12 protein-coding genes are annotated in these 14,448 nt (G+C 68.0%); 9 read left to right on the top strand and 3 right to left on the bottom strand.

Translation table 11 applies throughout. The features are described 5' to 3' along the window. Positions 1-35: 35 nt before the first annotated feature. From AC07YZ_RS24465 to AC07YZ_RS24505, 9 genes are all read left to right on the top strand, one after another. Positions 36-677: a DUF2239 family protein gene (locus AC07YZ_RS24465; RefSeq protein ID WP_494796667.1), complete on the top strand. Its 642-nt coding sequence runs from the start codon at positions 36-38 to the stop codon at positions 675-677. A gap of 67 nt (positions 678-744) precedes the next feature. Next, on the top strand, positions 745-1,428 hold the full coding sequence (locus AC07YZ_RS24470) for a TetR/AcrR family transcriptional regulator (protein WP_494796668.1): 684 nt from the start codon (positions 745-747) through the stop codon (positions 1,426-1,428). Then, entirely contained in the window at positions 1,425-2,624 is a 1,200-nt protein-coding gene (locus tag AC07YZ_RS24475) for an efflux RND transporter periplasmic adaptor subunit (RefSeq protein WP_494796669.1), read from the top strand. Before AC07YZ_RS24470 ends, AC07YZ_RS24475 begins: the two co-directional genes overlap by 4 nt. 9 nt (positions 2,625-2,633) lie before the next feature. Then, entirely contained in the window at positions 2,634-5,828 is a 3,195-nt protein-coding gene (locus AC07YZ_RS24480; protein ID WP_494796670.1) for an efflux RND transporter permease subunit, read from the top strand. A gap of 42 nt (positions 5,829-5,870) precedes the next feature. Then, positions 5,871-6,566, top strand: a complete 696-nt coding sequence (locus AC07YZ_RS24485; protein ID WP_226492272.1) for a protein-L-isoaspartate O-methyltransferase family protein — start codon at positions 5,871-5,873, stop codon at positions 6,564-6,566. 4 nt (positions 6,567-6,570) lie between these two features. After that, entirely contained in the window at positions 6,571-6,918 is a 348-nt protein-coding gene (locus tag AC07YZ_RS24490; protein ID WP_494796671.1) for a rhodanese-like domain-containing protein, read from the top strand. A gap of 56 nt (positions 6,919-6,974) precedes the next feature. After that, positions 6,975-8,336 carry a TolC family outer membrane protein gene (locus AC07YZ_RS24495; RefSeq protein ID WP_494796672.1) on the top strand — a complete coding sequence of 454 codons (1,362 nt, stop codon included), beginning with the start codon at positions 6,975-6,977 and terminating at the stop codon, positions 8,334-8,336. Positions 8,337-8,543: 207 nt separating this feature from the next. Then, complete coding sequence (locus tag AC07YZ_RS24500) at positions 8,544-9,284, top strand: glycosyltransferase (RefSeq protein ID WP_226492269.1); 741 nt, start codon at positions 8,544-8,546, stop codon at positions 9,282-9,284. Positions 9,285-9,298: 14 nt separating this feature from the next. Beyond that, a complete protein-coding gene (locus tag AC07YZ_RS24505) occupies positions 9,299-11,299 on the top strand; it encodes a 3-deoxy-D-manno-octulosonic acid kinase (protein WP_494796673.1) in 2,001 nt (666 codons plus the stop codon). A 16-nt stretch (positions 11,300-11,315) separates the two neighbouring features. On the opposite strand, the gene AC07YZ_RS24510 is transcribed toward AC07YZ_RS24505, so the two are convergent. The 3 genes from AC07YZ_RS24510 to AC07YZ_RS24520 form a co-directional block, all read right to left on the bottom strand. Beyond that, positions 11,316-12,599: an O-antigen ligase family protein gene (locus AC07YZ_RS24510; protein WP_494796674.1), complete on the bottom strand. Its 1,284-nt coding sequence runs from the start codon at positions 12,597-12,599 to the stop codon at positions 11,316-11,318. Positions 12,600-12,745: 146 nt separating this feature from the next. Next, the gene (locus AC07YZ_RS24515; protein WP_226492266.1) at positions 12,746-13,546 is read right to left on the bottom strand and encodes a glycosyltransferase family 2 protein; all 801 of its coding nucleotides are present in this window, start codon (positions 13,544-13,546) and stop codon (positions 12,746-12,748) included. Continuing rightward, positions 13,539-14,444, bottom strand: a complete 906-nt coding sequence (locus AC07YZ_RS24520) for a glycosyltransferase family 2 protein (RefSeq protein ID WP_494796675.1) — start codon at positions 14,442-14,444, stop codon at positions 13,539-13,541. The genes AC07YZ_RS24515 and AC07YZ_RS24520 overlap by 8 nt, the downstream gene beginning before the upstream one ends. Between the last annotated feature and the right edge of the window lie 4 nt (positions 14,445-14,448).

Raw genomic sequence — 14,448 nt, forward strand, 5'->3', positions numbered from 1 at the left:
TTGACATCCCTTTTATACCCGGGTAATAATTCGGCATGTTCACGCCCGAATCCCCCACCCCGGCGCCAGCCCCCACGGCCTGGATCGCCTTTGACGGCCACACCCGGATCGCGCACGGCGCGCCCCGCGAGGTGGCGACCGCGCTCCACGCCCTGGCCGGGCGCACGCCCACCCTGCAGCCGCTGGTGTTTGACGCCCACAGCAGCGAGCGCATCGAGCTGAATCTGCGCGCACCCCTGGCGACCCTGCTGGAAAGCCTGCCCGCCCAACCGGCCGAACCGGCGGACCCGCCGCCCGAACCCCACCGCGGGCCGGGGCGCCCCAAGCTGGGCGTGACCGCCCGCGAGGTGACGCTGTTGCCGCGCCACTGGGACTGGCTGGCCAGCCAGCCCGGGGGCGCTTCGGTGGCGCTGCGCAAGCTGGTGCAGCTGGCCATGCGCGAAAGCCGCGAGCGCGACCAGGTGCGCGAGGCCACCGAGGCGGCGTACCGCTTCATGTCGGTCCTGGCCAGCAGCCTGCCCGGCTTCGAGGAAGCGAGCCGCGCGCTCTTTGCGGGCGAGCTGGAGCGGCTGGAACACCTCGTGGCCCCCTGGCCGGCCGACGTGCGCGACCACCTGCTCACGCTGGCGCGGCGCGCCCTCGCCCCGCTGCCGGATGCGGCGGAACAGACCGCTTGAATCTGCTGGCTGCGTTGACATCCGTGGGGCGACCCACTACATTACTGACCAGTCAGTCATTAGACAAATGAATACTCCCCCCATCACCACCAAACGCGAACGCCGCAAGGAGGCGCGCCCAGGCGAACTGCTGGACGCCGCGCTGGCCCTGTTCGTGGAAAAAGGCTTTGCCGCCACGCGGGTGGAAGAGGTCGCGGCGCGCGCGGGCGTGTCCAAGGGCACGCTGTTCCTGTATTTCCCGAGCAAGGAAGACCTGTTCAAGGCGGTGGTGCGGGAGACCATCGCCGGGCGCTTCACCGAATGGAACGAGGAGCTGGAGGCCTTCGAGGGCAGCAGCGCCGAGCTGGTGCGCTATTGCATGCAGTCGTGGTGGGAGCGCATCGGCATGACGGCCGCCTCTGGCATCACCAAGCTGGTGATGAGCGAGGCCGGCATGTTTCCCGAAATCGCGGCGTTCTACCAGCAGGAGGTAATCGGCCCCGGCCACGACCTGCTCAAACGCGTCCTGCAGCGCGGCATCGACCGCGGCGAGTTCCGGCCCATGGAGCTTGAATACGCGATCTACAGCCTGATCGCGCCCATGATCTTCCTGCTGATGTGGAAACACTCCATGGCGCCGTGTTGCCCGCCGAACCAGCAAATCGACCCCGTGGGCTTCCTCGACAGCCAGGTCGGTCTGCTGCTGCACGGCATGCTGGCCCGGCCCGCCGCAGATCCCACCGAAACCTCCAGCCGCACCGCCGCACCATGAACCACCGCCCTTCCCGCTCGACCTGGATCAAATGGCTGCTGCTGGCCGCGCTGGTGCTGGCGGTGGCGCTGGGCCTGCTGCGCGCGTTCAACAAACGCCAGACCCAGACCGAAGCCGCGACCACGGCGGCCAAGGCCTTGCAGCAGGCGCCGGTGTACGAACTCTCGCCGCAGGACGTGGTGAGCGTGCAGACGCTGGCGCTGAGCCAGGCGGTGGGGGTCTCGGGTTCGCTCAAGGCGCTGCAGACCGCGGCCATCAAGGCCAAGGTCGCCGGAGAGCTGCAGGGCCTGGAAAAGCGCGAAGGCGAAGCGGTGCGCGCCGGTGAGGTGGTGGCGCGCATCGACAGCACCGAAGCCCAGGCACGCGTGCGCCAGGCGCAACAGCAGGCCCAGGCCGCGCTGGCGCAAGTGGGCATCGCCCGCCGCGCGCTGGAGAACAACCAGTCGCTGGTGAAGCAGGGCTTCATTTCGGCCACCGCGCTGGAGACCACCAGCAACAACCTGGCCGCCGCCGAGGCCAACCACCAGGCCGCGCTGGCCGCGCTGGACATCGCGCGCAAGGCGCTGGGCGACACCACGCTGCGCTCGCCGCTGACTGGCCAGGTCTCGGCCCGGCTGGTGCAGAACGGCGAACGCGTGGGCCTGGACGCCCGCATCCTGGACGTGGTCGATCTCTCGGGCTTCGAACTGGAAGCCGCGCTCGCCCCGGCCGATGCCATGAACGTGGCCGCCGGCCAGAAGGCCCGGCTCAGTGTGGAAGGCCTGGCCCAGCCGGTGGACGCCACGGTGGCGCGCATCAACCCCAGCGTGCAGGCGGGCAGCCGCAGCGTGCTGGTCTACCTGCGCGTGCCCGCCGTGGCCGGTATGCGCCAAGGCCTGTTCGCGCAGGGCCAGATCGTCACCGGCGAGCTGAACGCGCCGGCGGTGCCACTGTCGGCCGTGCGCAACGACAAGCCCCAGCCCTATATCCAGATCGTCCAGGACGGCAAGATCGCCCACGTGCCGGTGGTGCTGGGCCGGCAGGGCCTGCTCGACGGCGAACCCATGCTGGTGATCGACGGCGTGACGCTGGCGCCCGTGGGCACCACGCTGCTGCGCGTGCAGGCCGGCCTGATCCGCGAAGGCACGGCGGTGAAGCTGGCGCCCGCCGCGACCACGGCCACGATGCCCCCCGTCGCCGCGGCGACCACCCACTGAGCGCACGCCATGTGGTTCACCCGGATTTCCCTGCGCAACCCGGTCTTCGCGACCATGGTGATGCTGGCCCTGCTGGTGCTGGGGCTGTTTTCGTTCCAGCGCCTGAAGGTCGACCAGTTCCCCAACATCGACTTCCCCGTGGTGGTGGTCACCACCGAATACCCCGGCGCCTCGCCCGAGATTGTGGAGAGCGAGGTCACGAAGAAGGTGGAGGAGTCGGTCAATGCGATCGCGGGCGTGAACACGCTCACCTCGCGCAGCTACGAAGGCCAGTCGGTCGTCATCATCGAATTCCAGCTGCACATCGACGGGCGCAAGGCGGCCGAAGACGTGCGCGAGAAGATCGCTATCCTGCGCCCCACCTTCCGCGACGACGTGAAGGAGCCGCGCGTGCTGCGCTTCGACCCGGCGGCGCGTTCGATCTGGTCCGTCGCGGTGATTCCCGAAACCGTGAACGGCAAGGCGCCGAGCGCGGTGGAGCTCACGACCTGGGCCGAACAGACGCTCAAGAAGCGGCTGGAAAACGTGCGCGGCGTGGGCTCGGTCACGCTGGTGGGCGGCTCGCGCCGGGCCGTCAACATCGACCTCGACCCGGCCGCCATGGAAGCGCTGGGCATCACCGCCGAGCAGATCACCACCGCGGTGCGCAACGAGAACCAGGACCTGCCGGTGGGCACGCTCAAGACCGCCGAGCGCGACCGTGTGGTGCAGGTGCTCTCGCGGCTGCGGAACCCGAAAGACTTTGAATCCATCATCGTCGCCCGCCGTGGCGGCAGCGCGGTGCACCTGGCCCAGGTGGCGCGCGTGAGCGACGCCACCGAAGAGGTGGAAAGCCTGGCGCTCTACAACGGCCAGCGCACGCTGCTGCTGCAGGTGCAGAAGGCGCAGGACGAAAACACCATCGCCGTCACCGACGGCTTGAAGGCCGCCGTGGCGTCACTCAGCGCCGAGCTGCCGCCGGGCCTGCGGCTCGAACAGATCGCCGACGGATCGCGGCCGATCCGTGTGTCGGTGGACAACGTGCGCCGCACGCTGATCGAAGGCGCGCTGCTCACGGTGCTGATCGTGTTCCTGTTCCTGAACTCGTGGCGCTCCACCGTGATCACGGGCCTGACGCTGCCGATCTCGGTGATCGGCACCTTCTTCTTCATGAACCTGTTCGGCTTCACCATCAACATGATCACGCTGATGGCGCTCACGCTGTCGGTGGGTCTGCTGATCGACGACGCCATCGTGGTGCGCGAAAACATCGTGCGCCACGTGCAGATGGGCAAGCGCCCGTTCGACGCCGCCATGGACGGCACGCAGGAAATCGGCCTCGCCGTGCTCGCGACCACGCTGTCCATCGTGGCGGTGTTCCTGCCCATCGGTTTCATGGGCGGCATCATCGGCAAGTTCTTCCACGAGTTCGGCATCACCATGGTGGCCGCCGTGCTCATTTCCATGTTCGTGAGCTTCACGCTCGACCCGATGCTGTCGTCGGTGTGGCACGACCCCGAGATCGAAAAACACGGCCACCACGCCGCACCCGTGTCGCTGTACGACAAGACCATTGGCCGTGTCACCGGTTGGTTCGACCGCGTGCAGGACGACCTGACCGAGGCCTACCAGGGCACGCTGCGCTGGTCGTTGAAACACAAGCTGGCCACGCTGGGCCTGGCGCTGACCATCTTCGTTGGCAGCCTGTTGATGGTGCCGCTGCTGGGCACCGAGTTCGTGCCCAAGGCCGACTTCTCCGAAACCTCGCTCTCCTTCCACACGCCGGTGGGCTCGTCGCTGCAGGCCACCGAGGCCAAGACGCGGCAGGTCGAAGCGATCCTGCGCGAATTCCCCGAGGTGAAGTACACGCTGTCCACCCTCAACACCGGCAACGCCCAGGGCACCATGTACGCCAGCGTCTACGTGCGCCTGGTGGACCGCCAGGAGCGCAGCCTGAACGCCGACGCCATGGCCGCGAAGCTGCGCGAGCGCCTGCGCACCGTGCCGGGCATCACCGTCACCCACGCCGGCCTGCTCGACCCGGTGGGCGGCAACAAGCAGATCGAGTTTTCGCTGCAGGGCGACGATCTGGCCGAGCTGGAACGGCTGATGAAACAGGTGATGGAGCGCGTCCGGCCCATCGTGGGCCTGGTCGATCTGGACGCCAGCATCAAGCCCGACAAGCCCACCGTGGACGTGCGCCTGCGGCGCGAAATCGCGTCGGACGCCGGGCTCAGCGCCGCCACCGTGGCCAGCAGCCTGCGCACCCTGGTGGCCGGCCAGACGGTGGGCAACTGGCGCGCGGCCGACGGCGAGAGCTACGACGTGAACGTGCGCCTGGCGCCCGAGCAGCGCGCGCGCACCAGCGACCTGGAGCAACTGCCCTTCGTGGTGGGCAGCGCCGCCGACGGCACGGCACGCGTGGTGCGCCTGGGCCAGGTGGCGCAGGTGGTGGAGTCCACCGGGCCGAACCAGATCAATCGCCGCAACCTCAACCGCGAGGTGGCGATCAACGCCAACGTGTACGGCCGCTCGGCCGGCGAGGTGTCGGCCGACATCCGCCAGGTGCTCGACAGCATCGCCTTCCCGCCCGGCTACCGCTACGAGTTCGGCGGCTCGACCAAGAACATGCAGGAGTCGTTCGGCTACGCGGTCTCGGCGCTCGCGCTGGCCATCATCTTCATCTACATGATCCTGGCCAGCCAGTTCCAGAGCTTCCTGCAGCCGCTGGCGCTCATGACCTCGCTGCCGCTCACGCTGATCGGCGTGGTGCTCACGCTGCTGATGTTCGGCTCGTCCATGAGCATGTTCTCGGTGATCGGCATCGTGCTGCTGATGGGCCTGGTGACGAAAAACGCCATCCTGCTGGTGGACTTCGCGATCCGCGCGCGCCGCGGGCTGGACGGCGCGGCGCCGCTGGACCGCGAAAACGCCCTGCTGATGGCCGCGCGCGTGCGGCTGCGCCCCATCCTCATGACCACCATGGCCATGGTGTTCGGCATGGTGCCGCTGGCCTTCGCGCTCACCGAAGGTTCGGAGCAGCGCGCGCCCATGGGCCAGGCCGTGATCGGGGGTGTCATCACCTCGTCGCTGCTGACGCTGGTGGTGGTGCCCGTGGTCTACTGCTACATGGACGATCTGGCCCAATGGCTGCGCCGCGTGCTGGGCCGCCGCTCCAGCGCGCAGACCCCACCCGTCAGCGGGTCGGCGGCCAGCGCTCAGTAAAATGCATCAGGATCGGCTAATATACCCACCGGAGTATCAAACATGACTTCTCAGACCCCCCTCAGCTTCGACCAGGCCCGCTTCAACATGATCGAGCAGCAGATCCGCCCCTGGGAGGTGCTCGACGCCCAGGTGCTGGAGCTGCTGGCGCGGGTGCGCCGCGAAGATTTCGTGCCCGTCGCCCACAAGGCCCTCGCCTTCGCCGACATGGAGCTGCCGCTGACGCATCCGGCCGTGGACGGCCAATCCATGCTCGCCCCGCGCGTGGAAGCGCGCCTGCTGCAGGACCTCGCGATCCAGCCGACCGACAAGGTGCTGGAAATCGGCGCCGGCAGCGGCTTCATGGCGGCCCTGCTGGCCAGCCAGGCGCAGCGCGTGGTATCGCTCGAAATCGACCCCGACCTGGCCCGCACTGCCCGCGAGAACCTGCAGAAGGCCGGGTTCACCAACGCCGACGTGCGCGTGGCCGATGCCGCCGCCAACGGTTTCGCCGCCTGCGCCGCCGAAGCGCCGTGGAACGTGATCCTGCTCAGCGGCTCGGTCGCCGAAGTGCCGCCCGCCCTGCTCGCGCTGCTGGCCCCCGGTGGCCGGCTGGCCGCCATCGTCGGCCACGAGCCGGTCATGCGCGCCACCTTCGTCACGCGCACCGGCGACGCTTCGTACGTCACGGCCCAGCCCTGGGACACCCTGGCCCCGCGGCTGCGCAACTTCCCCGAACCGTCGCGCTTCCAGTTCTGACGCCATGATCTCGATCCACCCCGCCCAACTCCAGGACTGGTTGCAACAGGCCGGCGCCCAGGCGCCAGGCGTTGTGCCCGTCGTGCTGGACGTGCGCGAGCCCTGGGAGCTCCAGACCGCGTCGGTCAAGCCGGACGGATTCGAGCTGCGCCACATGCCCATGCGCAGCGTGCCCGCGCGCTACCTGGAGCTGGACCGCGACCAGCCCATCGCCTGCCTGTGCCACCACGGCGCGCGCAGCGCGCAGGTGGTGCATTTCCTGATGCAGAACGGATTCACCAAAGTGGTGAACATCCATGGCGGCATCCACGCCTGGTCCCACGAACGGGACCCGGGCGTGCCGGTCTATTGAGCCCCTCCGTTCACGCTCCACCTGTCACCGCGATCTGCCCCCCGAAGGAACCTTCCATGAATGCCCCATCCGCCCTCTTCCCCGCCGTCTCGCCGCTGTTTGCCTTGCGGCGCTTGACCACCGCCGTGGCGCTGGCGCTGGGGGCCGTGGGCAGCGCGCAGGCGCAGGGCCTGCTGGAGATCTACGACGCGGCGCTGGGCTTCGACGCCACACTCCAGTCGGCCCGCATGCAGTACGAGGCCAACCTGGCCAAGGCCGAACAGGCCCACGCCGGCCTGCGCCCCCAGGCCGGTCTGTCCGCGGGAACCCAGTGGGCCAATGTGGACACCAGCATCCAGCCGTCCAGCCGGGCCACCAACAGCCAGAGCGTCGCCCTGTCGGCCAGCCAACCGCTCTACCGCCCCGCCAACCGCCTGACCAGCGAGCAGGGCACGCTGTCGGTCGACCTGGCCAAGGCCCAGCTGCGGGTGGCCGAGCAGGACCTGATCGTGCGCACGACCCAGGCCTACTTCGACGTGCTCGCCGCCCAGGACACCCTGACCTTCGTGCAGGCCCAGAAAGCCGCCGTGGCCGAACAGCTGGCCTCGGCCAAACGCAATTTCGAGGTGGGCACCTCCACCGTGACCGACTCGCGCGAAGCGCAGGCGCGCCACGATCTCGTGCTGGCCCAGGAGATCGCGGCCGAAAGCGACCTGCGCGTGAAGAAGCTGGCGCTGGACCTGCTGGTGGGGAAAACCGGCACGGCGCCCAAGCCCCTCGTCGTTCCGGTCGTGCTGCCCGCGCTGGAACCCGCCAACCCCGACACCTGGGTGGCGCAGGCCGAACGCCAGCACCCCGCGATCCTGCAGGCGGAAAAGGGCTACGAAATCGCCCAGCTGGAAACCCGCAAGGCCGACGCCGGGCACAAGCCCACGCTGGATCTGGTGGGCCAGTACCAGGTCGCCCGCGGCCCCAGCAGCAGCCAGCCCGCTCTGGGCAACTTCCGCACCAACACCGCCAGCGTGGGCCTGCAGTTCAACCTGCCCCTGTTCGCGGGCTATGCGATCCAGAACCGCGTCAAGGAAACCCTGGCGCTGGAGGAAAAGGCCCGCTCCGATCGGGAAACGGTGACACGCAACGTGATCCAGGCCACCCGCAGCGCCTATTTCGGCGTGCTGTCCGGCCAGGGCCAGGTCAAGGCGCTGGAAGCGGCCGAAGCCTCCAGCCAGAGCGCGCTGGAAGCCAACCAGCTGGGCTACCAGGTGGGGGTGCGGATCAACATCGACGTGCTCAACGCCCAGAGCCAGTTGTTCCAGACCAAACGCGATCTGGCGCAGGCCCGCTACAACGTGCTGCTCGGTGGCCTGCGGCTCAAGCAAGCCAGCGGCAGCCTCACGGCCGACGATCTGCGGGCCGTGGACGCGCTCCTGGCGAAGTAAGGCCCCCACGCTCCACCGCTGCGCGGGTCGCTGCCCCCCGAGGGGGCTGAGCCTGCCTTGGGGCGGCCCGGCGGCAGTCTCGACGGCCCCCACGCTCCGCCGCTGCGCGGGTCGCTGTTCCCCGGGGCGGCGGATCGGCCGGCTGCGCTAAACTGCGGCACGGCGCATGCATGGCATGCGGCATCCGCGATCCAGTGAAGGGCATCTATGCAAGCAGTCAACGTGCTGTGCATCAAGTGGGGCAAGAAATACGGCCCCGAATACGTCAACAAACTGCACAGCATGGTCCGGCGCCACCTGCACCGGCCATTTCGTTTCGTCTGTCTGACCGACGATGCCCAGGGCATCGATCCCGCCATCGAAGTCAAGCCGATCCCGGCGGTCGGCTTTGACGAGTTCGACCAGCGCAAGCCCTGGACCTTCGGCCACGGCTGGCTCAAGCTGACCAGCTTCGCCAACCCGCTGTACGACCTGCAGGGCCGCACGCTGTTTCTCGACCTGGACATCGTCATCGTCGACAGCCTGGACCCGTTCTTCGAGCAGCCCGGTGCGTTCACCGTGATCAAGGAATGGGACAAGAGCGATGGCACGGGCAACACCTCCTGCTACATCTACACCATCGGCGCCCACGCCGATGCGCTGGAGCATCTGAAGAACGACTACCCCGCCTCCATTGCCGCGGTGCGCAACGAGCAGGAGTTCATCACCGGCTACCTGGCACGCCAGGGCAAGCTGGACTACTGGCCCGACGAGTGGTGCCGCAGCTTCAAGCGCCACTGCCTGCGCCGCGGCCTCATGGGCTGGTTCGCCCCGCCCACCATTCCCAAAGGCGCACGCATCATCGCGTTCCACGGCAAGCCCAACCCGCCCGACGCCATCGCCGGCGTGAGTGGCAAGTGGTACCGCCGGGTATTGCCGACCCAGTGGGTCGCCGACCATTGGCGCTGACGCGGCCGTCTCCCATGCACCGGGGGTATCGCCTGCTGTGGCGGCTGCTGGTGCTGCCCATGCTGGGCTGGCTCTGGTGGCGAGGCCGCAAGGAGCCCGGGTACCGGCGCCGTGTCGGGCACCGGCTCGGCTTCATCCACCCCGCGCCGGAGTCGTCGGGCTGCCTGCTGATCCACGCCGCCTCCGCCGGCGAGATGCAGGCCACCCTGCCGCTGGTCCAGGCGCTGCGCACCGTGTGGCCGGACCATGCCCTGGTGGTCAGCACCCAGACCCCCACCGGCGCGCAAACCCTGCACGCGCAGTGGAACGGTGCCATCCAGCACGTGTACCTGCCGTTCGACACCCCGGGTGCCACGGCCCGTTTTCTGGACCGCCTGCAGCCCCGGCTGCTGATCCTGACGGAGCGCGAGCTGTGGCCGGAACTGCTGCTGCAGTGCCGCCGCCGGGCCATCCCCGTGGTGCTGCTGAACGCGCGCCTGTCCGAGCACTCCCAGCGCAGCTACCAGCGCTGGCATGCCCTGATGGACCCGGTCTGGTCGCAACTGGCCTGCGTCTGCGCCACCGACACCGCGAGCCTGGAGCGCTACCGCAGCCTCGGCGTCCCGGCGCAGCGGCTGGTGCTGGCCGGCAACCTGAAATTCGACGCCCCCCTGCCCGAACACGCATCGCCGCCGCCCCCTTGGGCCGACGGGGCCACCGTCGTGGTGGCGGGCAGCACCCACGAGTTTGAAGAAGAGCAGCTTCTGCCCGCCTGGAAAAGTTTCTCGGCGCACCACCCCGACGCCCTGCTCATCCTCGTGCCCCGACACCCGCAGCGCTTCGAGGCGGTGGCCCGCCGCCTGGACGAGCTGGGCCTGGCGTACGCCCGGCACAGCCGGGGCGAAACGCCCGGCGGCGCCATCCGCATCCTGCTGGGCGACAGCATGGGCGAGCTCGTGCGCTGGTACCGGCTGGCCACGGCGTGCTTCATTGGCGGAACGCTGGCGCCCATCGGCGGACACAACGCCCTGGAGGCCATGGCCCTGGGCAAACCGGTGCTGTTCGGTCCGCACACGGAGAACTTCCAGAACCTGTACGAGGAAATCGAGCGCAGCGGCGCCGGCCTACGGATCGGATCCGCCGAGGCGCTGTTCGCCCGCGTCCAACACTGGGCCGAAGCGCCCGCGGAGCGGGCCCGCAGCGGCCAGGCCGCACAGGATCTGGTGTTGCGCCACCAGGGCGCCACGCGGCGCCACCTGGACGCCATCCGCCCGCTCTGGCATGTGAGCGGCGAGGCCCACCGCACCCGCATCGTGCAGCAGGTCGTCGGGCCACAAACCCTCTGGCACGACCCCGCCCTGCTGGATCGTGTCGAACCCGCGACCTTCGAGCCACCCGCGCCGGACGACGCCAGCGCCCACCGCCTGGCCACCGGCAGCGGGCGCGGCCAGGCCCACCTGATCCAGGCTGGCGGGCACGCGCTGGTGCTGCGGCACTACCGCCGGGGCGGATGGGTGGCGCGGCTCAGCCCGGACAAATACACACGCACCCGCGTCGCCAACAGCAGGGCCATGCGGGAATACGCGCTGCTGCGCCTGATGCGTTCGTGGAACCTGCCGGTGCCCCAGCCGGTGGCGGCCAGGCACTGGTCACACGGCTGGCTGTACAGCGCCGACATTCTGGTGGCGATGATCCCCGACACGCGCAACGTGGCGCAAATGCTGTCTCAGGAACGCCTTCCGGCCCAGGCCTGGCGCCAGCTGGGCTCGGCCATCCGCCAGCTGCACGACCGCCAGGTCTTTCACGCCGACCTGAATTGCCACAACCTGCTGCTGGACGGTTCGGGCCAGGCCTGGATCGTCGATTTCGACAAATGCGCGCTGCGCCCCGGCGACCTCTGGAAACAGGACAACCTGGCCCGTCTTCTGCGCTCGCTGCGCAAGGAGCTCCGCCGGCTCCCGGTGTTCCACTGGCACGAGGCGGACTGGGAACAGCTGCTGCAGGGTTACAACGCGCCCGAACCCCGGCCCGCCTAGGCGCTGGCGGCCACCATCAAGGCTGCGGCGCTGGAGCGTCGGCTGCCGCACCCGGTGGCGGCACGGCACGGCTCGAACCGGCCGACGCCATCAGCAGCGCCATCATCATGATGAAGAAATGGCTCTCGGTGGACAGCCAGAACGAGCTGTGCGTCATGTTCGACGTCACCAGAACGGCGACGAACGACAGCATCAGGGCCCGGTGGGCCCGCGGATACCGGAACGCCTGGCGCACGATCACGAACAGCAGCCAAAAGAACAGCAACAGCCCCACCAGACCCAGCTCGAAGAAGAACAGCAGAAACTGGTTGTGGGGATGCGGGCAGACCGTGGCACAAAACTGCGGGTCTTTGAAATAGCTCTGGGCCAGCACGGGATACGACGCCGTCCCGGCCCCCAGCAGCGAACGTTCCGACGAGTTCTTCACCACGAAACGCCAGACCTCCACCCGCGCACCCACCGAGGTCACGGTGGACAGGCTGCTGCTGCGCGCTTCTTCCCAGGCCTGCATGCTGCGGTGCTGGAACTGCGGCGACACCAGGAACGCCACCGTCAGCACAGCCAACGCGCCGACCAGGATGCCCAGCACCTTCTTGATGCGGGCGCCCACGAAAAAGATGCCGAACACCAGGGTCGAGAACAGCAGGCTCAAGTAGCCGGTGCGCCCCGCGGAGAGGAACAGGATGCTGGCAGCCCCCAGAGCCGCCACCAGCCACCAGCCCACGGCGGCCTTGCGGGAGTGCGCCCGGATGGCCCAGAAGGCGCACAGGCACACGAAGAACGCCATCATGATGCCCTGGGAGATGTAGTCCTTGAACACCGTGTGGTCCACGCCAAATCCCTGGTTGTCGGTGCGCGACCAGGGAATGGAGGTCCAGACGTTGAGCCAGGTGGACACCAGGGTGAACAACATGGCCAGCGCGAAGGCCTTCCAGCACAGCACCCGCGTTTTCTTCTCGAACAGCAGCGTGATGAAAATGGGCAGCAACAGGAACTTGAGGTATTTCTTGAAATACCCCCCGATGTCGATCCATTCGGCCGGCGACCAGGTGGCCGCGAGCAGGATGTAGGCCGCCAGACAGAACACCGGCCAGGCCACCGGGTTCTTGAGAATCGAAGCATCGACACATCGGGTGCCGTGCCGGAACACCCTGGGCAGCAGCAGCACCAGGGTCAGGGCCATCAAGGAATTGGCCAGCGCCACGGACACCGGGAACGCGGCGAACACCGCCACCAGGGTCAAGGCGGCGGCTTTGCTGCACAGGGCGTCCATCCCGGCGCCGGGATGCGGCAGGCTCATGGGGCGACCACCGTCATGTCGGTCCACCGGACGCGCAACGTGGAATTCACGAGGGTCATTTGTTTGTAGCGTGTTTCTACCGGGTCCCAGCAACGTGGACATCTTTCGCAATCCTTGTTCTTGTGCATTGGCTTGGGCACCGGGATTCAACGCTTGACCACATCGGCGTTTTCCGACATCGGATCGTATTTCAGTATCGCGTACCGGAAAAAGCACTCCAGCGAAACCACCAGGCAAAAAAGAAAGCCCGGTCCACCGCAGAGAAACCCTTTGCGAAAGAAATAGAACCGCACGAAATTCATCAAGGCCGACGCCAGGCCGCGCCGGATACCGCCCTTTTTCCCGGCCTGGGCACGCCGCACGGCGCCGAGCTGCGCATACTGCGCCAGCTTGAGCAGGCTGCCATAGACGGTTTCGCGGGAGTGGTGCAGCAACCGGCCCTTGAAGGCCTGCTCGGGCGTGTCCGGGTTGCGCAGGATGGCGTGCTCGTGCACCACGCCCTCGTAGCGCAGGATGTTCGTCATGGCGAACAGGCGCCTCACGCCACCGGCCACCTTGGTCATGCGGGTGAGCGGCGTGCCAAAGGCCACCTGTTCCCAGAAGACCTTCCAGACCGCCTCGGTGCGGGTTTCGACCGCTTGCTGGATTTCCTGCCTCAGCGGCGCGGGAATCGTCTCATCGGCATCGAGGAAGAAGATGTAGTCGGTGCGCACGTGCTCGAGCAGGCGGTTGCGCTGGACCGCGAAGCCCTGCCAGTCGGCGTACCGATGGACCTCGGCACCCTTTTCGGTGGCGATCTCGCAGGTGCGGTCGGTGCTGCCGCTGTCGATCACGATGATCTGATCGGCAAAGCCCGCGTTGTCGATGCACGCGGCGATGCGGCGCTCTTCGTTGAGCGTCAGGATGCCGATGCACAGAGTCGGTTTTTTGTCTTGATCTTCAATCATGACGTTTCCACTCCATCAAACCCCTCCACCGGCCCCACATGCGCGCCAGCAACTTGGGAGAGAAGGCGATCAGCCGCAACGGCATCGCCAGCGTGGTGGTCAGCAGCAGATAGCGGCGCAGCTGCAGCGCGGTCTCCAGCGACTGGTGCTTCACCGCGAAGATCAGCTTGGACTGCGCATGGTGGTACCCCCGCACGTACTCGCTGCGCCACGGCGCGGCCCCCTTGACCGAACCCCGCGAGAAATGCACGGCCTGCACCTGCGGCAGCAGCACCATCGGCAGGTGCGCGTTGAACAGCCGCAGGCAAAGGTCGTCGTCCTCGTAGTACAGGAAAAACTGTTCGTCGAAGAAGCCGACCTTCTCGAACCGGGCCATGCGGAACAGCATGGCCGCGCCACAGACGAACCCCACGCAGACCGGCCCACTGGCACGCGGGCCCGTGGACAGCCACCGCGTCTTGGGCCAGCGGTAGTTGATCTCCGGCTTGCCGGTGACGCTCACCAGCTGCGGCGCCAGGATCGCCGCGTCGCTCAACTCGTGCGCGGCCGAGATCAGTTCACCCAGGCCCTCGACCGTGAGCTGGCAATCGGGGTTGAGCAAAAAGGCGAACGGGGTCCGCACCGCGTCCAGCGCCCGGTTGTTGGCCGCGCCAAAGCCCAGATTGCGGCCATGGCGCAGCACGTGGGCGTGCGGCCACAGCCGCTGCGCCTGCTCGGGGGTGCCGTCGGCGCTGCCGTTGTCGGACACGATCACGTGCGGGCACTGCGAGAGCAGGCCATCGAGCCCGCGCAGGCAATGCGCGCTCTCATGGGTCACCACCACCACGGTGACCTGGTTCAGCAAAGCCGTGACCACGGGTGCTGTTTCAGGTGGCTGCGCGGGCAAGGATGGGCTCAAGGGA

The sequence above is a fragment of the Hydrogenophaga sp. GW101-3F08 genome (genome assembly GCF_059424585.1).

Coding starts and splice junctions, on each gene's coding strand:
- AC07YZ_RS24470 (WP_494796668.1), top strand. CDS start 745: ATGAATACTCCCCCCATCACCACCAAACGCGAACGCCGCAAGGAGGCG.
- AC07YZ_RS24500 (WP_226492269.1), top strand. CDS start 8,544: ATGCAAGCAGTCAACGTGCTGTGCATCAAGTGGGGCAAGAAATACGGC.
- AC07YZ_RS24510 (WP_494796674.1), bottom strand. CDS start 12,599: ATGAGCCTGCCGCATCCCGGCGCCGGGATGGACGCCCTGTGCAGCAAA.
- AC07YZ_RS24475 (WP_494796669.1), top strand. CDS start 1,425: ATGAACCACCGCCCTTCCCGCTCGACCTGGATCAAATGGCTGCTGCTG.
- AC07YZ_RS24480 (WP_494796670.1), top strand. CDS start 2,634: ATGTGGTTCACCCGGATTTCCCTGCGCAACCCGGTCTTCGCGACCATG.
- AC07YZ_RS24485 (WP_226492272.1), top strand. CDS start 5,871: ATGACTTCTCAGACCCCCCTCAGCTTCGACCAGGCCCGCTTCAACATG.
- AC07YZ_RS24465 (WP_494796667.1), top strand. CDS start 36: ATGTTCACGCCCGAATCCCCCACCCCGGCGCCAGCCCCCACGGCCTGG.
- AC07YZ_RS24495 (WP_494796672.1), top strand. CDS start 6,975: ATGAATGCCCCATCCGCCCTCTTCCCCGCCGTCTCGCCGCTGTTTGCC.
- AC07YZ_RS24490 (WP_494796671.1), top strand. CDS start 6,571: ATGATCTCGATCCACCCCGCCCAACTCCAGGACTGGTTGCAACAGGCC.
- AC07YZ_RS24515 (WP_226492266.1), bottom strand. CDS start 13,546: ATGATTGAAGATCAAGACAAAAAACCGACTCTGTGCATCGGCATCCTG.
- AC07YZ_RS24505 (WP_494796673.1), top strand. CDS start 9,299: ATGCACCGGGGGTATCGCCTGCTGTGGCGGCTGCTGGTGCTGCCCATG.